This window comes from Schnuerera sp. xch1, assembly GCF_019931165.1.
Taxonomy (GTDB): Bacteria; Bacillota; Clostridia; order Tissierellales; family Tepidimicrobiaceae; genus JAIOUP01.
The window spans coordinates 278,858-300,698 of record NZ_JAIOUP010000002.1 but is presented as its reverse complement, the minus strand read 5'-3'; the positions used below and the strand labels follow the sequence as shown (position 1 = coordinate 300,698).

Below are 21,841 nucleotides of genomic sequence, written 5' to 3'. Positions count from 1 at the left end.
AAGAAGGACTCACTTTAAGAATTTATATAACATCAGAAAAAGAACAATATACCTTCCTGTATTTAATCAATATATAAATGAACCTGAAAAAACAAGATAGTATAGAAATGATAAAGTTTATTGTTTTTGTAGTTTGAAAGTTTCAATATTATTGGAATTATAATTGATGCATTATAGTCTTTAAATCCAGTAATGGCTATTCTATTATAGGAAGCGTAAACTATGGTTGTTATCATAAACTCTACACTATTACTATAGAAAAGAGTATGATGAATTTGTTGTATTAATATAAATTATTATTAGATAAAGAAAAATTATGTTTTTTAAAGTTCGTATTATAAGATGGATGGATATCTTTATACAAGTTGAAGGAGTTGGTGAATAGATAAGATTAATAACATTACCCCTTGTTATTAAGTTTTCCTAATTTACTCATAAGAATTCATGTGATATTATTAACAATAGCTAGTATAGAAAAATTAAGGATGAGAAATTACAAATTAAACGAGAGTAGGAGACAATTCAATGAAATTTATAGATAAAATAGAGGACTCGTGTAGAAGGACAACCTCTATTACTACATTACAAGTAAATTTAGGGAAGGTTTGTAATTTGACTTGTACCCACTGCCATGTCAATGCTGGACCTAACAGATCTGAAGTTATGTCTAAGAAAACTGTAGATCAGGTACTGGCAGTATTAAAAAAGTTTAATTTCGAGGTATTGGATATCACTGGGGGAGAACCAGCCATGAATCCTAACTTTAAATATCTTATAGAAAATGGAAGAAATTATGTGGATACTATTATAGTGAGAACTAATTTAGCTATCCTAGAAGAGAAGAGCTATAAGGATTATATTGATTTTTATGTAAAAAATAAGGTAACCTTGGTTGCATCTTTTCCATGCTATACAAAGGAAAATACTGATGCCATGAGGGGGGACGATACCTTTACTGCTTGTGTTTCAGTCCTTAAAAATCTCAATGCAGCTGGTTATGGAATAGAGGAAGACCTAGAACTAAATCTAGTACATAACCCTGGAGGAGATTTCTTACCAGGAAGCCAAGAAGAACTGGAGAATGAATATAAAAAAGTTCTAGGAGAAAACCATGGAATTAAATTCAACCATCTCTATGCCATTACCAACCTTCCTATAGGTCGTTTTGCACAGCATTTAAGGAGTGAAAATTTATTAGAAGATTATATGAATACGCTGGAAGACAACTATAATGGGGAAGCCGCAAAGAAAATTATGTGTAGAAGTCAGATTTCTGTAGATTACCGAGGAATTATTTATGACTGTGATTTTAATCAAATGTTAGGACTTCAAGCAAATGGTCCACAAAATCTAAAGGAATTGTTAGAGGTGGAAACCTTAGATAGAGAAATTGTATTTGAAAATCATTGTTATGGATGTACAGCCGCAGCTGGTTCTAGTTGTGGTGGCGGGCTTACTTAGCCAGAACGCCAAAGTCTTATGGTTAGATGGTCCAACAAACTAAAAGGAAGGAGCGTCGAAGCGGATGGAAAGGAAAGTAGATAAGTCCTTATTACAAATAATTATCTTCGTAATCATTATTGTTTCCATAGTATTTTTGTTTAATAAATTTAATATTAATGACTACGGTCCTGGGGATATAAAGGAGTTTATTTTAAGCAAGGGAAGTTTAGGTCCAGTAGTATATATAATATTGTTAGCATTGCTGCCCCTTGTATTATTTCCAGATTCAGTGCTTGTAATAGGTGGAGGTATGGTATATGGATTAGTGGGGGGGACTATTCTTACGTCCATAGGTTCACTTCTTGGAGGTATTATTGCATTTATAATATCTAGAAAGCTTGGGCGTGAAGCTGTAAAAAAGTTAATCAAAAATGATTTAGTTTTGTTTAATAAGGATAATAAAATAGGTGGACTTTTAGTGATTCTAATTCTTAGACTTATACCTTTATTTCCTTTTAAAGTAGTTAGCTATAGCGCCGGTTTGTCTGACATTAGATTGAAAGATTTTTCTATGGCAACAGTAATTGGTTCACTTCCCGGAATCATTGTATATACAAACCTTGGAGATAAAGCTAATGAAATTGGTTCAAAAGGATTTTACCAAGCAATAACCATGCTAATAGTATTATTTATAGTATCATTTATTATAAAAAAGATATATAAAATGAGAAGAGAAAGTATAAGTGAAGAGAAATAAGAGTTTAATAATATTTTATTTTTTTGATCGAAGGACGTGGTACTTTGGTTTCAATAATTGTGCCTTCATTGAATGAAGAGAAAACTATAGAGAAACTCCTCAAGCAGCTTAATAGTCTTAGTGGAGAAAAGGAATTAATTGTTATTGATGGTGGTAGCAATGATAATACAATAGAAATAGCCTCTGAATTTTGTAAAGTAGTGAAAAGCAAAAAAGGAAGAGCTAATCAAATGAATAAAGGTGCTAAAATAGCAGAAGGAAATATACTATGGTTTGTTCATTCTGATTCTATGGTGTCTGAAAATTCCCTGTATGAGATAGAAAGTGCTATTAATGAAGGATATATTGGGGGAGGCTTTTCCCTGTTTTTTTATGACTATGATACTAAATTCATGAGATTTTTATCTAGAACTTCTAATTGGAGGGCTAAATACTTGGGACTGTACTTTGGAGATCAAGGTTTATTTATTAGAAGGGACATATTTAATGAGATTGAAGGATATGAGGAAATAGACTTAATGGAAGATTGGGATATATCTAAAAGGATGGAGAAAAAAGGAAATATGAAATTGCTTGATATAAAAATAGGCACATCAGCAAGAAGGTTTAAAAACGGAGGCCAGCTTAGGACCTTGCTTCTAATGCATAAGATTAAAATACTATATGTACTAGGAGTCTCTCCTTCTAAACTCAATAAAATTTATAGGGAGGCCAGATAATGAATGCGCTAATACTTATGACAAGAATACCTATACCAGGCAAAACTAAGACTAGATTAATGGATATATTTACTAGAGAAGAATGTGCGGAAATTCATAAATGCTTTTTGTTAGATTTGTTCAATATTTTTGAGTACATTAAGGAAGATGTTGATATTTATTTAACCTATACACCAGAAGGCAGTTTGAATATTATAGAAAACATTATGCCTAAATATACCAAATCATTTCCTCAAGTAGGAGAGACTTTAGGTGAAAGAATGGAAAATGCTTTTAAGAGTGTGTTTAACTTGGGATATGAAAAGATTGTATTAATAGGCTCTGATATACCTAGCATGCAACCAGAGGATATAATTAAAGGATTTGAAATGTTAGAGAGCAATGACATATGTCTAGGGACCACATTTGATGGCGGTTATTATCTAATAGGAATGAAAAGGTTATATAAAGAGGTGTTTGATGAAAGTATAAAATGGGGTAAAAAATCGGTTTTTGAGGGCACTATGCATATAGCAAATAATTTAGATTTAAGTATTGGACTAGTTAGTAAGCATCTGGATATTGATACAAAGGAAGATATAATTAGTTTTAAAGAAAAAGTAAATAGTGGGTATTTCTTGGACAAGGTTTTGCCTAAAAATACAGTTGACTATTTGGAAAAGATTATGGGTGATAATACGATATTATCTAATGGTTAAGGAGAGAAGGAAAGACAGTCATATTTTTACATGAAAGGGGATGATGTATGAAGGTGCTTAAGAATTAACTCAAATTAGTAGGGCAGATATTTTACTTAATTAAATAAGGAGATGGCTTTAATGAAGATTAAAAAATTGTTATTTTTAGTATTAGCATTTGTATTAACTTTTTCAATGGTAGCTTGCAGTAATGAACAAGCTACGAATAATGAAGGAACATCAAAAGAATCTGTATTTACAGGTAAATATATTGTAGATGCAAATTATGTAAAGGAACATTATGGAGACGATAATGTTATATTAATGGATGCTAGAGGTGAAGAAGCTACAAAGAAAGGTACAATAGAAGGAGCAATTACTACTACATGGCAAAATCTATCTAATATTGAAAATGCAAAAAAAGGAGATTATGATTGGGGTTTAATCCTTGAACCGGAAGTACTATCTAAAAAACTAGGTGAATTAGGGTTATCAAAAGATAAAGAAATAATTTTGTTTGCAGAAGGGCCAAAGGGTTGGGGTGAAGATGGTAGAATTCTGTGGACGCTTAGAGCAGCAGGTTATGAGAATGTAAGGATGGTTGATGGAGGATTAAAAGCTCTTCAAGATATTGGGTTACCTAAGTCAAAGGATGTTAAAAAACTTGATCCTGTAGAAGTAGCAATAGATGCATTGGACTATGAACATGTTATTAATACAAAAGAATTAGAAGTATCATATGATGATTATATAATGCTTGATGTCCGTGAAGATAAGGAATATAATGGTGGAGTTCATTATGGAGAAGCAAAAGGTGGACGTTTACCTGGAGCGATTCAAGTAAGATTTATAGATTTATTTGATTCTGATGGATATTTAAAATCAAATGAGGAGATTACTTCGCTATTTGAAAATGCAAATATTAAAAAGACTGATAAAGTAGTTGCTTATTGTACTTCTGGAATTAGATCGGCTTATACACAATTGATTATGGAAATGTTAGATTATGAAGTTGTAAAAAATTATGAAGGTTCCTATAACACATGGTGTGTTCACAATGAAGTAGAGAACTAATCATAGGGTATTAAAAGTTGGAAAGTACAAGAAGAACTAAAAAAAGCTATATATACCTAACTATTTTATTATCAGCAGCAGTACTTTATATCGCCTATGAGCCCTTTAAGGCTTTCAGTAGCGAAACTGTTATGTTATTTACTTCAAAGAGTTCAGAGTCTATAATAGGATATCTAAACTCTTATGATATCATTAGACCAGCAGTTTCTATTGCTTTAATGTTATTGCAAGCATTGATCTTTCCTTTTAAGTATGAAATTATGATTTTTGCAAACATAAAGGTATTTGGTGAATTAATTGGACTTGGTTTAAGTCTTATAGGTAGGATTATCGGAGCTTATATTTGTTATGATATTGGTAAAACCTTATTATCTAACAGAATAGAATTAATCATAAAGAAGTTAAATATAAGTGAAATCACAACCAATTATATGAGAAGTAGTGGCTTAGTACATGTATTTATTAGAATTTTACCATTAAATTTTGATTTAATCAGTTATGTTGCTGGGATTATACAATTAGATTCAAAAAAGTATATGCTAAACTCAATTGTTTGGATTATCCTTACAACTGTATCCTATTCAATAAAGAAAGGTTATTATAGCTATAGCTATGAAATGAGAACGACATTTATAAGACTTATATTATCAATCCTAGTATTTGTAATTATTGCAAAGAGATACCATAAAGATATTGGGAGGGTATAAATGAATAAAATTAAAAAATCTACGTTTATAAAAATTTTACTTTTAGTCGTAGTGATACTGTTGTTTGTTTTTGTTAAACCACTAAATGTTGGTTTGAAAAACATGATTGGCGCATTTAAAGATGTAGAATCGGTAAAGGAATATATTAGATCTTTTGGAGTTTGGGCTGTAGTCATTTCTTTTATGATGATGATTTTGCAATCTATTGCTGCTCCGATACCTGCCTTTTTTATAACTTTTGCAAATGCAGCTATTTGGGGATGGTGGAGAGGAGCTATACTATCTTGGTCTAGTGCCATGGCTGGTGCAGCTATATGTTTTGGAATTTCAAGACTTTATGGAAGAGGAGTCGCTGAGAAATTTGCTAGTAAGATGGCTCTTGACGATGTAGAAGTTTTTTTTGAAAAATACGGAAAAAACACTATACTTGTAGCGAGGCTTTTGCCATTTGTACCATTTGACCCCATTAGTTATGCAGCAGGATTAACACCTATGAAATTTGGTGGGTTTTTCTTAGCTACAGGTCTTGGGCAATTGCCAGCAACTATTGTTTATTCCTATGCTTCAGCTAAGTCCTCTGATCCATCTACATTTGTAAGAGGGTTATTACTCTTATTTGGAATCAGTGCATTAGTATATACTGTTAGAAAGATTTGGACTGATAGGAATAAGAAATCTGTAAAATAAAAATTATACAGGGGTTGCTTCAAAAAAAGAGGTGACCCTTCTATTTTTATGATAGATTACCAGAGTCATTAGATATGGGGCTAATTTGATTACTTTAATAAGAAGGGTGTAGAATATGCAAATATCAGGTAAGACTATGAAATTGATAATTAAAGAGGAGGAAAAATGCATAGATTGTAAACAGTGCATGAAAGGTTGTCCTATGTTAGATAAGTTCTGCGATTCTCCAAAGGAATTATTAGGTGAGCTTAACTCTAATGTGGATTTTGAATATTCCTTGCCTTACTCATGTATGTTATGTGGGTATTGTACTAAAGTATGCCCAAAGGAAGTAGATTTAAAGAATTTATTTTTAGAACTCAGACGGGATGTAGTTAATCAGGGTGATGGTAAATTACCTAAGGAACTTAATATTGGCGGAGTAGAGTTCCATCAAAAGCTTAGTTTCTCTAATCTATTTACATCTGATATCCAAAATCTACAATCAGATACTATATTTTTCCCTGGCTGCGGGCTTCTTTCTTATAGTCCAAAGATAGTAGAAAATGCATATAATTATCTTCGAACTAAAATAGATGGAATTGGAATATATACTAAATGTTGTGGAAAACCAACAGCTTTTATGGGAAAAGATAATAAGTTTAAAGAATATTATTCTATACTTGAAAAAGAATTTAAAGATAAAAATATTAAAAGGATAGTAACAGGATGTCAAAACTGTTTTATGACCATAGGAAATAATAGTAAGGATATAGAAGTAGTTTCCCTATGGGAAGTATTAGCTGATATAGGGATTCCAAATAGCAGAGAAGGTATTGGCAAAACCGTAACAGAAGAATTTACCATACATGATCCATGTCCTACTAGGGATATAGATATAATACATAGTTCCATAAGAAAAATAATAGATGATCTAGGTTTTAAGGTAGAGGAAATGAAGTATAACAAAGGAAAAACACTTTGTTGCGGCTCTGGTGGTATGGTATTTGTTACTCAAAATGAAATAGCTAGTGCCCATACTAGGAGAAGAGCTGAAGAAGCAAAAACAGAATATATAATTACTTATTGTCAAGAATGTGTAGAATCTATGCGTAGGGGTGATAAAAAATCTTATCATATACTTGATTTATTATTTAATGAAGGTTTCCAAGATATGGAACAAGTAAATCAAGGGTTAATGACTAAATGGCTCAATAGATATAAGGGAAAGAATATAGGAAAGTGAGAATATAACTGGGCGAAGATGTGCCCTTAGATGGGGCGACAATATCCGCGATTAGAGCAAAAGTTAAGATGGCTTTAGTTGGCTATTCTATTACAGGAAGCGGAACTATGGCAGTTATCATAAACTTAGCACTATTACTCGGAAAAAAGCATGCTGAATTTGTTGCGTCAATGTTTTATCGTTGTGAGTATAATGGATGATTTAAATTTATTAAAAATAATATTAATAAGAAAAATACAGAAAGAATAGTAAAATTATTCTTTCTGTATTTTTCTTATTAATCATCTTTCTTATTTGCTTGTTCTTCATTCTTGTTTTCTTCATCATTAATTTCTTCTACAATTTCCATAGAACAACAAGAAGACTTTTTAGGTTTTCGAATTTTAGAGAAGAATGATTTCTTTTTATCGGACATATTTAACACCCCCTCCTACATAATTATATTAAATACATAACCCGTTATAACAGCTACAAAGAAAATAGAGAGGACAAATGCAATCATCATTTTCTTTTTAAATATTGAATTTAGTATGGATAGTTCAGGTATGCTTGCTCCTGCACCACCTATTATAAGTGCTACCATTGTACCATAGCCTACACCTTTATCAATAAGTATTCTTGCTATTGGTATCATGGTTTCTGTTCTTATATACATAGGTATTCCAACTATAGCAGCCACAGGCACTGAAAATATATTTGACTTTCCAGCAAATTTAGATAATAAATCTTGAGGTATAAACTCATAGATAAATGAACCTATACCAGCACCAAGAAGTAAGTATGGTATTACTTGTCTAAGTAATACTAAAGACTCAGTAAATGCATGCTTAAATGCTATTTTGTTTTTTTCTAAAAATGTTCCTTCAAGATTTTCATAAACTAATTCATCGTCGTTTTCTCCTTTGATACTAACGTTTTTAACTTCTTTTTGATAGCCGAGTTTATCAAGCAATAGTCCAATTACAACTGCTATAAAAAATGTAAAGACTGTATAGATTATAGTTGCTTTTAATCCAAAGAAGGTTAAAAACAATATTATGATGGCAGGATTTAATACAGGAGAAGTTAGAAGGAATGAAATTGCACCGGAAAATGGAGCTCCAGATTTTAATAATCCAACTAAAATAGGCACGGTTGAGCAAGAACAAAATGGTGTTACAGCACCTAAAAGAGCACCTAATATACTGTTTAAGATCTTATTTGGTGTAGTAAGTATTTTTTTTATCTTTTCTTTAGATAAGTAAATTTGAATTAATGCTACAATAAAGCTAATAACTATAAAAAGTAGCAATAATTCGCCCATTAGAAATAAAAACATTTTTCCTACATCCACAAGATTAGTTATTTGGAACATTATCTTTCCACTCCTCTTTATTTATATTTTTAAAAATATCAATTATTATACTATTAACATTACTATTCTCATTTAATGAATAGTAGTTCCATACTGCTACTTTCTTCTTTTTGATAATGCTAGCATCAGAGAGTATCTTTAAATGATAAGAAATACTAGATTGACTAATATCAAAGAAACTTTCTATATCACACACACACCGTTCTCCATTAACATATAAATATAAGAGAACTTTTAAGCGTAACTCATCGGATAAAGCGTTAAATAATGTAACATATCCACCTAACATATCCATCCTATTCACCTACTTTCTATATACATCAAGAAAATTTGATATATATATCAAGAAAAATTGATATATATATTTAATATTATAATATTCATAAGTTTTGATTTTGTCAACTCTTTTTAAAAAAAATAAAAAAGGATTGACAATTAAAGAATAGAAGCATATTATATGAGTATAATCGAATATAATCATATTAGGAGGTGAAAGTTAATGGATAATTTATTTAAAGTATTAGGAGATGAAAATAGATTAAGGATAATAAACTTACTGCGAAGAGGTGAGTTATGCGTTTGTGAGATTGAAATTATCTTAGATACAACTCAATCTAATGTATCAAGACATTTAACTAGGCTTAGGAATGAAGAAATAGTTATTTTTGAAAAGAAAGCACAATGGACATATTATCAGATAAACCCAGAGTTTACTAAAGAAAATAAATTATTATATAAGTTTCTAATTGAAAAGATGGATCAAAATAATGAATTTATAAGAGACCTAGATAGATTATCTAAATATAAAGAAAGTGGCTTGAATTGTGACAATATAAAAGAAATGGATACAATTGTCTTTACGTAAAAAGGAGATTTTAATGTGATAAAAATATGAAAGAAAAAGGTATTATAAAAATTTTCAAAGCTTTATCAGACAATAATAGAATTAAAATTCTATATCTTTTGAAAGAGGGGAAGTCTACTTTTAAGAATATGGAAAGCAATTTAGAGTTAACTCAACCAACTATTTCTCATCATATAAAGATTTTAAAGGAATCTGGATTAATAGTAGAAGAAAAGCAGGGAAAAAATAAATGTTATTCAATCAATAAATTACAAGTCCAGTTAGTTGGTGACTATATTAGATACTTAATCAAATAATAAATGAAAGGCGGAATTATAATGGCAAAAAAAGAAATACAATCAGGAATAAACTTTTTTCAAAAATATTTAACACTTTGGGTAGCCATCTGTATGGTAGCTGGAGTATTGATTGGTAAATATCTACCTGCAATACCTGAATTTTTTGGCAAGTTTGAATATGCAAATGTCTCAATACCAACAGCTATACTTATTTGGGTAATGATTTATCCAATGATGATGAAGGTAGATTTTCAAAGTACAAAAAATGTAGGGAAAAATCCTAAAGGGTTGTATGTGACATGGATAACAAATTGGATTATAAAACCTTTTACGATGTATGGAATAGCTTCATTTTTCTTATTTGTAGTTTTCAAAACCTTTATAACACCAGAGCTTGCAACGGAATATTTAGCAGGAGCAGTTTTACTGGGAGCTGCACCATGTACAGCAATGGTATTCGTATGGAGTACATTAACAAAAGGTAATCCAGCTTATACAGTGGTTCAAGTGGCAACTAATAATTTAATTATATTGGTAGCATTTATTCCTATAGTTAAGTTTTTACTAGGAGTTAGTAATGTGGTGGTTCCATGGGATACTTTAATATTATCTGTTGTTCTTTTTGTAGTAATTCCATTGGCAGGTGGTATATTAACTAGAGTTCAGGTAACAAAGAAAAAAGGGATTGATTATTTTGAAAATGAGTTTTTACCTAAATTTGATGGTGCAACAACTGCAGGATTATTGTTAATGCTTGTGTTGTTATTTTCATTCCAAGGTGAAACTATATTGAATAATCCATTACACATTTTGCTTATAGCTATTCCACTTACCATCCAGACATTTTTAATCTTCTTTATAGCATATGGGGCAGCTAAATGGCTTAAACTACCTTTCGACATAGCAGCACCGGCAGGTATGATAGGTGCATCAAACTTCTTTGAACTAGCAGTTGCAGTAGCAATAGCATTGTTTGGAATGGATTCACCAGCTGCACTTGCAACAACAGTAGGAGTCTTAACTGAAGTACCCCTAATGTTGTTTCTTGTTAAGATAGCCAACAATACTAAGCATTGGTTCCCAAAGACAGTAAGAGAAGATTAAACAATTAAAGGTTGATTTTGGGTATGATATGGAATATTTTTTATAACATATATGAGTATAATCGAATATAAACATTAATACAAAGTGAAAGGATGATAAATGATGAAAAGAATGGAAATATTTGATCCAGCAATGTGTTGTTCTACAGGAGTTTGTGGACCATCGGTTGATAAAAATCTTTTAAGAGTGTCTACACTTTTAAATAGACTGGAGAAAAAAGGAGTTAAGGTAGAAAGGCATAACCTTTCCGAAAATCCCAAGGCTTATATAGATAATAAGATAGTAAATCAATTTTTGATAGATGAAGGTGTTGATGCACTTCCTATTACTATGGTAGATGGAGAAGTTGTGAAGACTAAGGAATATCCTACAAATGAAGAATTTATAAAATTTTTGGAGATACCAGAGGAATATACAATGTCTGGATTGGGAGCAAAAAAATTAATGAAACAAAATAATGATGTTGCTAACATAACAGAGGAGGAATAGACTTGTTTAAAGAATTTGACTTAAATGATATAAACCTGACAAAGTATTTATTTTTTACTGGAAAGGGTGGGGTAGGTAAGACTTCAACAGCTTGTGCTATAGCAGTAGCTTTAGCCGATGAAGGTAAAAAGATTATGCTTGTAAGTACCGATCCAGCCTCTAACCTTCAAGATGTATTTGAAACAGAATTAGACAATAAAGGGGTAATTATAGACAAAGTTCCAAACTTAGTAGTAGCAAATTTTGAGCCGGAAGCAGCAGCTGAAGAATATAAAGAAAGTGTTTTAGCACCATATAGAGGAAAGCTACCAGATGCAGTATTGCAAAATATGGAAGAACAGCTTTCAGGTTCATGTACAGTTGAAATAGCAGCTTTTAATGAATTTTCTAGTTTTATTACAGATGAAAAAGCAGCACAAGCATATGACCATATAATATTTGATACCGCACCAACAGGTCATACACTTAGAATGCTTGAGCTTCCTTCAGCCTGGACTAATTTCATCAGTGAAAGCACACACGGTGCATCATGTTTAGGACAGTTATCGGGACTTGAAGATAAAAAGGAAACATATAAGCTGGCAGTAGAGAACCTTTCTGATAAAGAAAAGACTACCTTAATACTAATTTCACGTCCTGAGACATCAACTTTAATAGAAGCTGAAAGAGCATCCATTGAGCTACAAGACATAGGAGTAAACAATCAATTACTAGTGGTTAATGGAGTGCTGCAAGAACATGATGATAGCCTTTCTAACCAGATGTATAATATGCAACAGAAGGTATTAGAAAATATTCCAGATGGTCTTAAAACCCTTGAAACATATGAAATACCACTAAGAGCTTATAATATAACGGGAATAGATAATGTAAGAGGATTATTTAAAAGTGGAGATATAGAATATTCAGATGAAAAGTTAGCTATAAATCATATTCCTAAATTAAATAATGTGATAGATGATTTATATAAAACAGACAAGAAAGTAATATTTACCATGGGTAAGGGTGGTGTGGGAAAAACTACTATTGCCGCTACTATTGCATTAGAATTAGCGAAGAAGGGGAAAAAGGTACATCTTACAACTACTGATCCTGCTGATCATTTAAAATTTGTTTTAGAAGAAACCCATGGGATTACTATAAGTAAAATAGATGAGAAGAAGGAATTGGAAAAATATACAGAAGAAGTCCTTAGTAAAGCAAGAGAAACAATGAATGATGATGATATTGCCTATATAGAGGAAGATTTAAGATCTCCGTGTACTCAAGAAATAGCCATATTTAGAGCATTGGCTGAAATAGTAGCACTCTCAGAAGATGAGATAGTAGTTATAGATACTGCTCCAACAGGGCACACATTATTACTATTAGAATCGACACAAAGTTATAATAATGAAATTGCACGTACCCAAGGTGACATTCCAGAATCAGTTAAAAATCTATTACCAAAGTTAAAAGATCAAAGTTTGACGGAGGTATTAATTGTAGCATTAGCTGAAGCTACTCCATTTTATGAAGCAAAGAGATTACAAGAGGACTTAGATAGAGCAGGTATCCATAGTAAATGGTGGATTATAAACTCAAGTCTCTATGCAACTCATACTACAAATGAAGTATTAAAAGCAAAGGCAAGTAATGAAGTACAATGGATAAATAAGATAAATGAAGTATCTAAGGGAAATCTAGCGATAATTAAGTGGACACCAGAAGAATTAAAGGGTGAAAACCTGAGTAAGGTTTTAGAATAGAATTTGCTAAAAATACAGTAATTGTAATATTTAAAGAGTAAATAATAACAAAGTTATAAATTGTAGAGGGAGTATAATATAATACTCTCTCTGTAATCTTCTATAAAAACAAATATGGAGGTAATATAATGTCAAAAAAGGTTAATATTCAAATGTTTGGTTATAAAAATGATGTAATTTTAGATTCATGTGGCTGAGGGCCAAGCAGTAGCTGCGGTCCTAGTGAGGATCCTACAACCATTGAAATGTATGAAGAGCTTAAGAAATTTCTGGAAGATACAGATGTAAAGGATAAATTTGAATTATCATTTATAGATTTAAATGATAATGACTTAAATCATTATCCAAAGGAACAAAGATTTATAGAAAAAGGTCATCAACTACCACTTACCTTTATAGAAGGAAAAGTTGCATTTAAAGGTCCAGTTGATAATATGAGAACATATTTGATTGTAAGTAGAATGTATAATACCTTATCTTAATAAGAAAAAGAAAAGACTATGAAAAATTTTTGAGAATCCGAGTTATTCAATAAATGGTGTTTGTGCGTGTATATTTGAATTTAAGAAATAATTAAGTAAAGTAGCGACTGACTCTTAATTGGAGGTTTTATGATGGGTGATAAAGAAAAAACAAGAAAAGTTATTCGTAAAAATTATGCTTCAATTGCTACAAAGGGTTCAGCAGGAGGCTGTTGTTCAACAAGTGGTTGCTGTAATAGCACTACAACTGATGCCAATATAGCATCTAAAATGATAGGGTATACTGAAGATGATATTTTAAATGTACCTGTTGGGTCTAATATGGGATTAGGCTGTGGTAATCCTATAGCTATAGCAAGTCTAAAAGAAGGAGAAACAGTTCTTGACCTTGGCTGTGGAGGAGGATTTGATTGCTTTCTTGCCAGCAGTAGGGTTGGAGAATCTGGATTGGTCATAGGTGTTGATATGACCCCCGATATGATAAATTTAGCAAGAAATAATGCGAAAGAAGATGGGTATGCAAATGTAGACTTTAGACTTGGAGAAATAGAGTATTTGCCTGTAGCTGATGGAATAATCGATGTAATTATTTCAAATTGTGTAATTAACTTATCACTTGATAAAGAGCAGGTTTTTAAAGAAGCATATAGGGTTCTTAGGATAGGAGGAAGGCTATCTATTTCTGATATAGTTGCCACAGCTGAAATACCTGAAGAAATAAAAGAGGATATTGCAATGATGACAGGCTGTATTGCTGGTGCAGAATATGTTGAAAATATTAGAGCCATGATGAATAGAGCTGGCTTTAAAGATATTAAACTTATACCAAAGGATACTGGAAAAGAAATAGTTAAGTCATGGGCACCCGACAGAAACGTGGAGGATTTTGTTAGTTCATATATTATAGAAGCAATAAAATAATAATAGAATGAACTTATTTAGATAGGGAGTGAAAGTTAAATGAAAAAAAAGGTAGCATTTATATGTGTTCACAATTCATGTAGATCTCAAATGGCAGAAGCACTAGGAAAACTATTTGCATCAGAGGTTTTTGATTCGTATTCTGCAGGTACAGAAACTAAACCTGAAATTAATCAAGATGCAGTGAGGATAATAAAAGATATATATGATATTGATATGAATAAGACCCAGAAATCCAAGTTATTAAATGATATACCAGAAGTTGATATAGTCATAAAAATGGGTTGCAATGTTGTTTGCCCTTTTTTGCCTTCTAAACATGAAGAGGATTGGGGATTGGATGATCCTTCAGGCAAAAGTGATGAAGAGTTTATTAAAACAGCTAAGATAATTGAAGAAAAGGTAAAAGATTTAGCGGAAAGAATTAAGAATAATGAAATCAAATTATAATAAAGATGGGCTAGTTAATGCTAGCCTTTTTCTTTTTGCAAAAAGTATTTAAATTAATTAATTATATTTAATGATAAACTATTGACAATCAATGATAAAAGAGTTATTATTATCATATACCGACATTCCCATATAGGCATATCGGAATATGATAATAATGAGGGGGAGTATATATGTCAAATAAAACAAAATTATATTTACTTACAGGTTTTTTAGGAGCAGGTAAAACTACATTTCTTACAAATGTATTAAATGATTTACAGACAAGTAAAGTAGCAGTAATAATGAATGAATTTGGGAAGGTAGGTATAGATGGACCCATAGTCCAAAAAGAAGGAATGGATCTTGTAGAATTAAACAGTGGATCTATATTTTGTTCCTGTCTACAGCTTAGTTTTGTATCTGCTTTAGTAGAAATGGCAGATAGGGAAATGGAATATGTATTTGTCGAAAGTTCAGGACTTGCTGATCCATCAAATATAGGGGAATTTCTAGATTCTGTTATAGTGGCCAAGGGAGATGTTTATGATTATAGTGGAGCAATATGTATTGTGGATGGAGTTAACTTTTTAGAGCAAGTAGGAGATATAGAAACGGTAGAGAGACAACTTAAATTTGCTCACTTAGTAATTATTTCTAAAGTAGACCTTATAGATGAAGAAAAGTTAAATAGAGTTAAATCAAAAATTAGAGAAATAAATGAAAGAGTAGATATTGTAGAATCTATAAATGGCAATATAGATTATAATTTCCTAGAGAAAAACCTAATAGAGAAAGATTGGCTAGGAGTAGAGGACACTACTAATACACCTGAAAACAGACCAAAAACGTTAACCTTAAAGTATGATGGAGATATAACTAAGAAAGAACTTACACAGTTTTTAGAGATTATTAAAAAGGATTGCTATAGAGTAAAAGGATTCTTTAGATTGGAAGATGGTTGGAATCAGGTAGATGTGGTAGGCAAGAGAATTGATTATAAAAGTACAGACAATGAGGTTCCAGAGTCTGAACTAGTAATAATATCTAGAATTGGACCTCAAATAATTAGACCTATATTTAATGCCTGGGAAGAAGTGGTAGGCAAAGAGATGAAATTAAGATAGGAGGCAAAAGATGAATAAGTTAATAAATTATTTCAAATTACTGTCAGATGAAACTAGACTTAGAATAATGGTTCTTCTATTTCATAATGAATTCTGTGTATGCCAGATAACAGGTATAACTGGAATATCTCAACCGAATGTATCAAAGCATCTTGCTAGACTTAGAGATATGAACCTTGTTAAAGATGAAAGAAAAGAACAGTATACTTTTTACTCACTAAATCTTGAAGAACAACTATTTATTAATATACTTGAAGATATAGTAAATAATGTGGAAGAGTATCCAATTTTAAGATTAGATATAGAAAAAAGTAAAGCTGCGGCAAGATATATTGAAATAAAAGAGGCTAATTAATCTAAAGGGGTGATAATATGAGTGTATTTAGCTGGCTAAATGCTCAATTGCTAAAAATGCAGTGGCTGTGGTATCTAGTAGAACAATTGGTAGTAAAGGTATTTAGATTATCTATGGAAAGTAGGATAGGGGAAAGTGTTCACTTCTTCATCTATGATGTAATAAAAATATTTATACTACTATCAGTTATGATCTTTGCTATCTCATATATACAATCTTACTTTCCACCAGAAAGAACTAAAAGGCTTCTTGGAGGGATTAAGGGTATTAAAGGAAATATATTAGGAGGTATATTAGGAATTCTGACACCTTTTTGCTCATGTTCTAGTATTCCAATTTTTATAGGATTTATTTCAGCGGGTTTACCTTTAGGAGCAACATTTTCTTTTCTAATATCATCTCCCATGGTAGACTTAGCGGCCTTTATGCTATTGATTTCTACTTTTGGGGTCAAGATTGGAATAGCCTATGTGGTTACGGGGATATTAATAGCCATAGTAGGTGGAGTCATAATTGAAAAGATGAAAATGGAAGAATATGTTGAATCTTATGTATGGGGAGTGGAAGCTGGGGAAACAGAATTAGAAGAAATGACCCCTAAAGATAGGATCGAATTTGCTAAGGGAGAGGTAAAGGACATATTTGGTAGAGTATGGCCTTATATTTTAATAGGAGTTGGTATTGGGGCAGGAATCCATAATTGGATACCCCAGTCAATTATAGAAAAGGTATTAGGAAGTGGCAATCCATTCTCTGTATTAATAGCTACATTTATTGGAGTACCAATATATGCAGATATATTTGGAACTATACCCATAGCGGAAGCTTTAGTTGCCAAGGGAGTAGGAATAGGAACAGTTGTAGCCTTTATGATGGGTGTAACCACCATGTCTTTACCTTCTTTGGTAATGTTAAGTAAGGTAATAAAACCAAAGTTATTAGGAACTTTTATAGTCTTAGTATCCATAGGGATAATCATAGTAGGATATGGTCTTAATGCCTTTTCAGCATTATTGATGTAAAAAGAGGGAGGGATATAAAAGATGGAGATTAAAATATTAGGTACAGGTTGTTCAAAATGCGAAAAATTAGAGAAAAACCTTAATAAAGCCTTAAAGGAATTAAATATAGATGCCACAATAGAAAAGATAGATGATTTGGTAGAGTTAGTTAGTTACGGAGTTATGAGCACTCCTGGATTTGTAGTCAATGATGAAGTCAAGTCTGTAGGAAAAGCCCTTTCTGTAAAAGAAATAAAGAAAATATTAACAACATAAGTGTAAATTATTATAAAGGGGGTAGATAGAATGAAACCCATTATTGGCATATTAGCTACTAATTGTGAAGGAACTCAAGGAGAGTATATAAAGGCTATTGAGAAAGCTGGAGGGTGTCCAGTTGTACTCAGTGAGGTAGAAAATATAAGTACTATCAATCCGATTAATCAAATACTAGATGGGATTGTTTTTACGGGCGGAACAGATATTAGCCCACTTAATTATGAAGAAATGCCTTATATGGAGTTAGGGTTAGTAGATCCTATTAGAGATAAATTTGAAATAAATTTGGCTAAAAAAATTTTATTAGATACAGATATTCCAATTTTGGGGATCTGTAGGGGAATGCAGATTCTAAATGTGGCAGCAGGAGGAAGCTTATATCAAGACTTATTAGGTCAGAAGGTGACAGAGTTTAATCATTCATTAACTAATATTTTCCCTAAAGATGAGCCTAGCCATATGGCTAACATTAACCGTTTTTCAAAGTTACATGCTATTTTTTCGGTGGATAAAATAGCAGTAAATAGTTTTCATCATCAAGGTATAAAAGTTATGGGAGAAGACTTTGAGGCAACAATGACTTCTGAAGATAACATAGTTGAAGCAATTGAAATGAAAGGGGAGCGATTTGTTGTTGGAGTACAATGGCATCCAGAGATGTTGCTAGAAGAATATCCTGAATATTTAAAATTGTTTACATCTTTTGTTGGATATTGCCAAAAGATAGAAAGCAAAGTATGATGCATGATACTTTGCTTTTTATCTTTATGCCTTAATGTTTTTTAGAAAATTCCTTTCTGGATGACATGGTACATTAAAGTTATATCCCATTTTATTCATTTCTTGCATTTTAATCAGTAATAACTTTATATCAGAATTTAAAAAACTAGCGATTTGAACTATGTCATAGCCATCCACTGCAAGTTCGAAAACCTCATTATTATCTAAAAGCAAATGTGAAGCAAAGGCATTAGCAACATATTCTGTATCATTCTTCATATTAAATAGAGTAAACTCTTTAAGCCCAGTTTCAGCTAGGTCACGATGATAGGTATCATGACCTATTTCATGTGCTAAAACCATCTGGCGTAAATAATCATCCAAGTTATTATTAAGCAAAACAATTCGTTGCTTCCAGCGATAGGTATACATCCCTAGCAGATCTTGATAATCTCCATAATATATTTTAATACCAAGTTCACTTGCAATTTGTAAAGTATTCCTTGTACCAATGTGTTTTACAATATTATTTGCTTTATTAAATATTCCGAAAGAGTCAATCAAAATAGCACCTCCTAAAAAGAAGACTACCCCCTATTTGTCCTATTAAATGATTACCCATAAATTAAATATTAATCGTTGTCTTTTCTATATTTCTTAGGAGTATACTTTTTATTTTCTTTTTTTGCATTCCAATAAGCCTGTTGTAAAGCTTGCATAACTGCATCCTTATCGGATTCAGATAATTCACCTCCTGCAAACAATCCCCCGATTTCTGTTACAAGTTCTTCTGCTTGTTTTGCACCTCGATAACCATATTTTTCACTTGCACTTGTGATAAATATATCGCCTTCATTTCGTAGATAATTTACATCCACATCTAGTATATTGGCAAGGGTTGTATAGATTTTCCTATTTTTAGGATATGTGGTGCCACTCTCATAATAATTAACTGTTCGCAAGGAAATGCCTGCCTTTTCAGCTAATTGAGCTTGGGTTAAGCCATTTTTTTTGCGAAGGTCGTGGAGCTTTTCACCGAATTTCATACTCATCCTCCTTTAACAAATTATAATATGCAATATAATTGCATTAAAATTACTAAAATCTATTGACAATAGAAACTCTATTGCATATAATTAATTTAATGCAAGATACTTGCATATTCATATTACTTTAAATTGCACATATTGTCAACAAAAATTATGGTTGTAAGTTTTACCATAATACAAACTTGTAGTAGCAAAATAAGGGGGATAGAGAACTATGAGAAAAACACGGATGATGAAAAATATTTCAAGAATGTATGAGGGGATGCAACTTGACGAAGAACAAGTTTTTCGAAAAGCGAAACTATTACTAGCCAATTATAGGGATGTGGTATGGGCATCTTTAAAAAAAGTAGATAATGTTAGGGAAATATGTGAAGCCTACTATAGTAATGATTTGGCTGTGGCTTTAACTTATTTACATGATTTTGCTCCTATAGAAAGAAAAGAAGATTTTATGGAGAAAATATCAGGTGTTTTTGAAACTAAATGGATGATAGATTTAATTGATACAGCAATGTTAAAGGTATATGAATATCATGACAATGGAAAACTCTATCATGAGATTTTATCGAAATCTTATGTGACAGCATATCCTATGGTGGAAGGAGAAATGCTTGAAGCACTAGGGATGGAAAGATCTAATTATTATTTAAAGAAAAAAGAGGCAATAAAACTATTTGGAATAGCATTATGGGGATATGCACTTCCGAAATTTGGACAGGTATTTAAAGGAGATATTGAAGAAGAATTTGTAATAAATGAGTTTTTTTATTAGTGGACAAACTGTGGACTAATTACATACTAACTACATACTGACTTTGGATATGGATTACCCTATACTAAGTATTATGGAAGAGTATGGCATAAATTAAATAAGAAAATAATAAGCCTTGGCAGATAAAGATTTGCCAGGGCTATATTTATGCTCTTTTCCAATAATACGGCATATAAAAAGGCCGAGAATAACTTTTGTTATTCTCGGCTTTTTTATTGCCCAAAATTAGGAGGGCAGTATGAAACGCTGGGAAACTTACATAGCCAGATATCCATGACTCTAATTTTTTCTAAAAAACAGAAAAAGAAAAAATGGAGGAATGGAAATGGCAAATTTTATGAATGATTATAGCTTAGATATAATTAAAGGGCAACACAAGGATAGATACTTTGTATCATTTACAGATGGATATGGAGAGTTTCAAAGATTAGAGATTAATAAAGATATTTACTTTGCTTTATTTGAATTAAATAAAAGAGATAGAAATCTTACACGATTAGATGAAAGAAATTTAGAACATTCTGAACTTACAGATGAAACTTTAATTAAGAGATCTTTTAAAAAGCCAAAAGGAATAGAAGAACTTATTCTAGAAAAAGAGATGAAGAAATTGTTTTGGCAGGCCATAGGTGAATTACCTGATATTCAAAGAAGAAGATTACTTTTATATTATGATTATGGATTTACACTAAAAGAAATTGCAAAAATCGAAAACTGCTCTATACGTGCAGTTAAGTATAGTATAGACATTGCAAAAAGGAAATTAAAAGAAAAGATAAAAAACTTTTAATTTTAGACTTCAAAAACAGGCTTTAAATGTGGAAACAGGTGAAGGGATATTTTTCTCTTCCCTGTTTTTTGTTTTTACAGGTTGTACTTTGAAAAATAAATATCCGATTTTATAAATACATTAGCTGATAAACCAGAAATGGAAAAGCGACAAAGGTAGATGCGCCAGGACCACCTGTATAAAATATATTTTATATAAAAGTCGGCCTTCTAAGGTAAAGAGCGGTACCCATCTGTTCCTAAAAACAATCTATGGTAGATTGTTCGCCATAACCTTATCAGCCTATAATGATACTTCTGCCCAGCCATAGACATCACAATGGGGGCAGCCAGCGGAGATCCCGGTGGAGGTGAAACTCCTATGATGAAGAATAACCAACTTCAGTTTATGAAATCGCCCTATAAGCCTTATATAAGGCTTTATGTGTTTGGGATAGTAGTGTCTAAGTACAACACATACTTTTAGGTATCTAATAATTTTAATATTAGAAGCAATGGGGATCACTTATTTAAGGCAAGAGTTTATATATTTTGTTTTACAAATATAGTGGTCCCTATTTTTGTGATATTAAGAAGAGAGATATTAGAATTAAAATACAAATTACATAGAATGGAGGAATTCATATGACAAAGGAGCAGTCAATTAAGGAAGTAGAATATAAGATGGCTTTAAAACTTCTAAATATACTGCTTACCAGAGGGATTATAACAGAGGATGAATATGAAAAAATTGATGAACTAAACCGTCAGACCTTTTTACCAGAATTTTCTGGAGTATATGTCTAAT

General features: G+C 31.5%; 30 protein-coding genes. 25 read left to right on the top strand and 5 right to left on the bottom strand.

Annotated elements, in window-relative coordinates; all coding sequences use genetic code 11:
- Positions 1-525 precede the first annotated feature (525 nt).
- The 9 genes from arsS (at position 526) to K8M07_RS03840 (ending at position 7,489) form a co-directional block, all read left to right on the top strand.
- On the top strand, positions 526-1,461 hold the full coding sequence (gene arsS / locus K8M07_RS03880) for an arsenosugar biosynthesis radical SAM (seleno)protein ArsS (RefSeq protein ID WP_223376575.1): 936 nt from the start codon (positions 526-528) through the stop codon (positions 1,459-1,461).
- Positions 1,462-1,525: 64 nt separating this feature from the next.
- Positions 1,526-2,200, top strand: a complete 675-nt coding sequence (locus K8M07_RS03875) for a TVP38/TMEM64 family protein (RefSeq protein ID WP_223376574.1) — start codon at positions 1,526-1,528, stop codon at positions 2,198-2,200.
- A gap of 44 nt (positions 2,201-2,244) precedes the next feature.
- Positions 2,245-2,919, top strand: coding sequence for a TIGR04283 family arsenosugar biosynthesis glycosyltransferase (locus tag K8M07_RS03870; protein ID WP_223376573.1), 675 nt, complete (start codon positions 2,245-2,247; stop codon positions 2,917-2,919).
- Positions 2,919-3,617, top strand: a complete 699-nt coding sequence (locus K8M07_RS03865) for a TIGR04282 family arsenosugar biosynthesis glycosyltransferase (protein WP_223376572.1) — start codon at positions 2,919-2,921, stop codon at positions 3,615-3,617. The genes K8M07_RS03870 and K8M07_RS03865 overlap by 1 nt, the downstream gene beginning before the upstream one ends.
- Before the next feature lie 120 nt (positions 3,618-3,737).
- The gene (locus K8M07_RS03860) at positions 3,738-4,670 is read left to right on the top strand and encodes a sulfurtransferase (RefSeq protein ID WP_223376571.1); all 933 of its coding nucleotides are present in this window, start codon (positions 3,738-3,740) and stop codon (positions 4,668-4,670) included.
- Between the two features lie 17 nt (positions 4,671-4,687).
- On the top strand, positions 4,688-5,377 hold the full coding sequence (locus tag K8M07_RS03855; protein ID WP_223376570.1) for a TVP38/TMEM64 family protein: 690 nt from the start codon (positions 4,688-4,690) through the stop codon (positions 5,375-5,377).
- The gene (locus tag K8M07_RS03850) at positions 5,378-6,064 is read left to right on the top strand and encodes a TVP38/TMEM64 family protein (protein WP_223376569.1); all 687 of its coding nucleotides are present in this window, start codon (positions 5,378-5,380) and stop codon (positions 6,062-6,064) included.
- A 115-nt stretch (positions 6,065-6,179) separates the two neighbouring features.
- Positions 6,180-7,289 carry a (Fe-S)-binding protein gene (locus K8M07_RS03845; protein WP_223376568.1) on the top strand — a complete coding sequence of 370 codons (1,110 nt, stop codon included), beginning with the start codon at positions 6,180-6,182 and terminating at the stop codon, positions 7,287-7,289.
- 20 nt (positions 7,290-7,309) lie between these two features.
- Positions 7,310-7,489, top strand: a complete 180-nt coding sequence (locus K8M07_RS03840) for a hypothetical protein (protein ID WP_223376567.1) — start codon at positions 7,310-7,312, stop codon at positions 7,487-7,489.
- Between the two features lie 77 nt (positions 7,490-7,566).
- Here K8M07_RS03840 and K8M07_RS03835 read toward each other — a convergent pair whose 3' ends face one another.
- From K8M07_RS03835 to K8M07_RS03825, 3 genes are read right to left on the bottom strand one after another with little or no spacing between them, the layout of a single operon-like run.
- A complete protein-coding gene (locus K8M07_RS03835; protein ID WP_223376566.1) occupies positions 7,567-7,704 on the bottom strand; it encodes a hypothetical protein in 138 nt (45 codons plus the stop codon).
- Positions 7,705-7,719: 15 nt separating this feature from the next.
- On the bottom strand, positions 7,720-8,643 hold the full coding sequence (locus K8M07_RS03830; RefSeq protein ID WP_223376565.1) for a permease: 924 nt from the start codon (positions 8,641-8,643) through the stop codon (positions 7,720-7,722).
- Positions 8,627-8,932, bottom strand: a complete 306-nt coding sequence (locus K8M07_RS03825) for an ArsR/SmtB family transcription factor (RefSeq protein ID WP_223376595.1) — start codon at positions 8,930-8,932, stop codon at positions 8,627-8,629. The genes K8M07_RS03830 and K8M07_RS03825 overlap by 17 nt, the downstream gene beginning before the upstream one ends.
- Positions 8,933-9,142: 210 nt before the next feature.
- Between K8M07_RS03825 and K8M07_RS03820 the strand changes: the two genes are divergently transcribed.
- From K8M07_RS03820 to K8M07_RS03760, 13 genes are all read left to right on the top strand, one after another.
- Positions 9,143-9,508 carry an ArsR/SmtB family transcription factor gene (locus K8M07_RS03820; protein ID WP_223376564.1) on the top strand — a complete coding sequence of 122 codons (366 nt, stop codon included), beginning with the start codon at positions 9,143-9,145 and terminating at the stop codon, positions 9,506-9,508.
- A 26-nt stretch (positions 9,509-9,534) separates the two neighbouring features.
- Positions 9,535-9,804, top strand: a complete 270-nt coding sequence (locus K8M07_RS03815; RefSeq protein WP_223376563.1) for an ArsR/SmtB family transcription factor — start codon at positions 9,535-9,537, stop codon at positions 9,802-9,804.
- Between the two features lie 21 nt (positions 9,805-9,825).
- Complete coding sequence (gene arsB, locus K8M07_RS03810; protein WP_223376562.1) at positions 9,826-10,890, top strand: ACR3 family arsenite efflux transporter; 1,065 nt, start codon at positions 9,826-9,828, stop codon at positions 10,888-10,890.
- 102 nt (positions 10,891-10,992) lie between these two features.
- A complete protein-coding gene (gene arsD / locus K8M07_RS03805) occupies positions 10,993-11,379 on the top strand; it encodes an arsenite efflux transporter metallochaperone ArsD (protein WP_223376561.1) in 387 nt (128 codons plus the stop codon).
- A gap of 2 nt (positions 11,380-11,381) precedes the next feature.
- A complete protein-coding gene (arsA, locus tag K8M07_RS03800) occupies positions 11,382-13,127 on the top strand; it encodes an arsenical pump-driving ATPase (protein WP_223376560.1) in 1,746 nt (581 codons plus the stop codon).
- Between the two features lie 245 nt (positions 13,128-13,372).
- Positions 13,373-13,609, top strand: a complete 237-nt coding sequence (locus K8M07_RS03795) for a hypothetical protein (protein ID WP_223376559.1) — start codon at positions 13,373-13,375, stop codon at positions 13,607-13,609.
- Between the two features lie 132 nt (positions 13,610-13,741).
- Entirely contained in the window at positions 13,742-14,530 is a 789-nt protein-coding gene (locus tag K8M07_RS03790; protein ID WP_223376558.1) for an arsenite methyltransferase, read from the top strand.
- A 39-nt stretch (positions 14,531-14,569) separates the two neighbouring features.
- Positions 14,570-14,980 carry an arsenate reductase ArsC gene (locus K8M07_RS03785; RefSeq protein ID WP_223376557.1) on the top strand — a complete coding sequence of 137 codons (411 nt, stop codon included), beginning with the start codon at positions 14,570-14,572 and terminating at the stop codon, positions 14,978-14,980.
- Between the two features lie 173 nt (positions 14,981-15,153).
- Positions 15,154-16,086, top strand: a complete 933-nt coding sequence (locus K8M07_RS03780; RefSeq protein ID WP_223376556.1) for a CobW family GTP-binding protein — start codon at positions 15,154-15,156, stop codon at positions 16,084-16,086.
- A 10-nt stretch (positions 16,087-16,096) separates the two neighbouring features.
- On the top strand, positions 16,097-16,441 hold the full coding sequence (locus tag K8M07_RS03775) for an ArsR/SmtB family transcription factor (protein ID WP_223376555.1): 345 nt from the start codon (positions 16,097-16,099) through the stop codon (positions 16,439-16,441).
- Positions 16,442-16,458: 17 nt separating this feature from the next.
- Entirely contained in the window at positions 16,459-17,463 is a 1,005-nt protein-coding gene (locus K8M07_RS03770; protein WP_223376554.1) for a permease, read from the top strand.
- Positions 17,464-17,484: 21 nt separating this feature from the next.
- Positions 17,485-17,718, top strand: coding sequence for a thioredoxin family protein (locus K8M07_RS03765; RefSeq protein ID WP_223376553.1), 234 nt, complete (start codon positions 17,485-17,487; stop codon positions 17,716-17,718).
- Positions 17,719-17,748: 30 nt separating this feature from the next.
- Entirely contained in the window at positions 17,749-18,462 is a 714-nt protein-coding gene (locus tag K8M07_RS03760) for a gamma-glutamyl-gamma-aminobutyrate hydrolase family protein (protein ID WP_223376552.1), read from the top strand.
- A 24-nt stretch (positions 18,463-18,486) separates the two neighbouring features.
- Here K8M07_RS03760 and K8M07_RS03755 read toward each other — a convergent pair whose 3' ends face one another.
- Positions 18,487-19,005, bottom strand: a complete 519-nt coding sequence (locus K8M07_RS03755; protein WP_223376551.1) for an ImmA/IrrE family metallo-endopeptidase — start codon at positions 19,003-19,005, stop codon at positions 18,487-18,489.
- 68 nt (positions 19,006-19,073) lie between these two features.
- The gene (locus K8M07_RS03750) at positions 19,074-19,487 is read right to left on the bottom strand and encodes a helix-turn-helix domain-containing protein (RefSeq protein WP_223376550.1); all 414 of its coding nucleotides are present in this window, start codon (positions 19,485-19,487) and stop codon (positions 19,074-19,076) included.
- Between the two features lie 217 nt (positions 19,488-19,704).
- Here K8M07_RS03750 and K8M07_RS03745 point away from each other — a divergent pair, with 217 nt between their 5' ends.
- The 3 genes from K8M07_RS03745 (at position 19,705) to K8M07_RS03735 (ending at position 21,840) form a co-directional block, all read left to right on the top strand.
- Entirely contained in the window at positions 19,705-20,265 is a 561-nt protein-coding gene (locus K8M07_RS03745; RefSeq protein WP_223376549.1) for a hypothetical protein, read from the top strand.
- Between the two features lie 325 nt (positions 20,266-20,590).
- Positions 20,591-21,055, top strand: a complete 465-nt coding sequence (locus K8M07_RS03740) for an RNA polymerase sigma factor (protein ID WP_223376548.1) — start codon at positions 20,591-20,593, stop codon at positions 21,053-21,055.
- Positions 21,056-21,678: 623 nt separating this feature from the next.
- Positions 21,679-21,840 (top strand): SHOCT domain-containing protein, encoded by a 162-nt coding sequence (locus K8M07_RS03735; protein WP_223376547.1) that lies wholly within the window; start codon positions 21,679-21,681, stop codon positions 21,838-21,840.
- Position 21,841: the final 1 nt, after the last annotated feature.

Coding starts and splice junctions, on each gene's coding strand:
- arsS (WP_223376575.1), top strand. CDS start 526: ATGAAATTTATAGATAAAATAGAGGACTCGTGTAGAAGGACAACCTCT.
- K8M07_RS03875 (WP_223376574.1), top strand. CDS start 1,526: ATGGAAAGGAAAGTAGATAAGTCCTTATTACAAATAATTATCTTCGTA.
- K8M07_RS03865 (WP_223376572.1), top strand. CDS start 2,919: ATGAATGCGCTAATACTTATGACAAGAATACCTATACCAGGCAAAACT.
- K8M07_RS03860 (WP_223376571.1), top strand. CDS start 3,738: ATGAAGATTAAAAAATTGTTATTTTTAGTATTAGCATTTGTATTAACT.
- K8M07_RS03850 (WP_223376569.1), top strand. CDS start 5,378: ATGAATAAAATTAAAAAATCTACGTTTATAAAAATTTTACTTTTAGTC.
- K8M07_RS03845 (WP_223376568.1), top strand. CDS start 6,180: ATGCAAATATCAGGTAAGACTATGAAATTGATAATTAAAGAGGAGGAA.
- K8M07_RS03835 (WP_223376566.1), bottom strand. CDS start 7,704: ATGTCCGATAAAAAGAAATCATTCTTCTCTAAAATTCGAAAACCTAAA.
- K8M07_RS03830 (WP_223376565.1), bottom strand. CDS start 8,643: ATGTTCCAAATAACTAATCTTGTGGATGTAGGAAAAATGTTTTTATTT.
- K8M07_RS03825 (WP_223376595.1), bottom strand. CDS start 8,932: ATGTTAGGTGGATATGTTACATTATTTAACGCTTTATCCGATGAGTTA.
- K8M07_RS03820 (WP_223376564.1), top strand. CDS start 9,143: ATGGATAATTTATTTAAAGTATTAGGAGATGAAAATAGATTAAGGATA.
- K8M07_RS03815 (WP_223376563.1), top strand. CDS start 9,535: ATGAAAGAAAAAGGTATTATAAAAATTTTCAAAGCTTTATCAGACAAT.
- arsB (WP_223376562.1), top strand. CDS start 9,826: ATGGCAAAAAAAGAAATACAATCAGGAATAAACTTTTTTCAAAAATAT.
- arsD (WP_223376561.1), top strand. CDS start 10,993: ATGAAAAGAATGGAAATATTTGATCCAGCAATGTGTTGTTCTACAGGA.
- K8M07_RS03795 (WP_223376559.1), top strand. CDS start 13,373: ATGTATGAAGAGCTTAAGAAATTTCTGGAAGATACAGATGTAAAGGAT.
- K8M07_RS03790 (WP_223376558.1), top strand. CDS start 13,742: ATGGGTGATAAAGAAAAAACAAGAAAAGTTATTCGTAAAAATTATGCT.
- K8M07_RS03785 (WP_223376557.1), top strand. CDS start 14,570: ATGAAAAAAAAGGTAGCATTTATATGTGTTCACAATTCATGTAGATCT.
- K8M07_RS03780 (WP_223376556.1), top strand. CDS start 15,154: ATGTCAAATAAAACAAAATTATATTTACTTACAGGTTTTTTAGGAGCA.
- K8M07_RS03775 (WP_223376555.1), top strand. CDS start 16,097: ATGAATAAGTTAATAAATTATTTCAAATTACTGTCAGATGAAACTAGA.
- K8M07_RS03770 (WP_223376554.1), top strand. CDS start 16,459: ATGAGTGTATTTAGCTGGCTAAATGCTCAATTGCTAAAAATGCAGTGG.
- K8M07_RS03765 (WP_223376553.1), top strand. CDS start 17,485: ATGGAGATTAAAATATTAGGTACAGGTTGTTCAAAATGCGAAAAATTA.
- K8M07_RS03760 (WP_223376552.1), top strand. CDS start 17,749: ATGAAACCCATTATTGGCATATTAGCTACTAATTGTGAAGGAACTCAA.
- K8M07_RS03750 (WP_223376550.1), bottom strand. CDS start 19,487: ATGAAATTCGGTGAAAAGCTCCACGACCTTCGCAAAAAAAATGGCTTA.
- K8M07_RS03745 (WP_223376549.1), top strand. CDS start 19,705: ATGAGAAAAACACGGATGATGAAAAATATTTCAAGAATGTATGAGGGG.
- K8M07_RS03740 (WP_223376548.1), top strand. CDS start 20,591: ATGGCAAATTTTATGAATGATTATAGCTTAGATATAATTAAAGGGCAA.
- K8M07_RS03735 (WP_223376547.1), top strand. CDS start 21,679: ATGACAAAGGAGCAGTCAATTAAGGAAGTAGAATATAAGATGGCTTTA.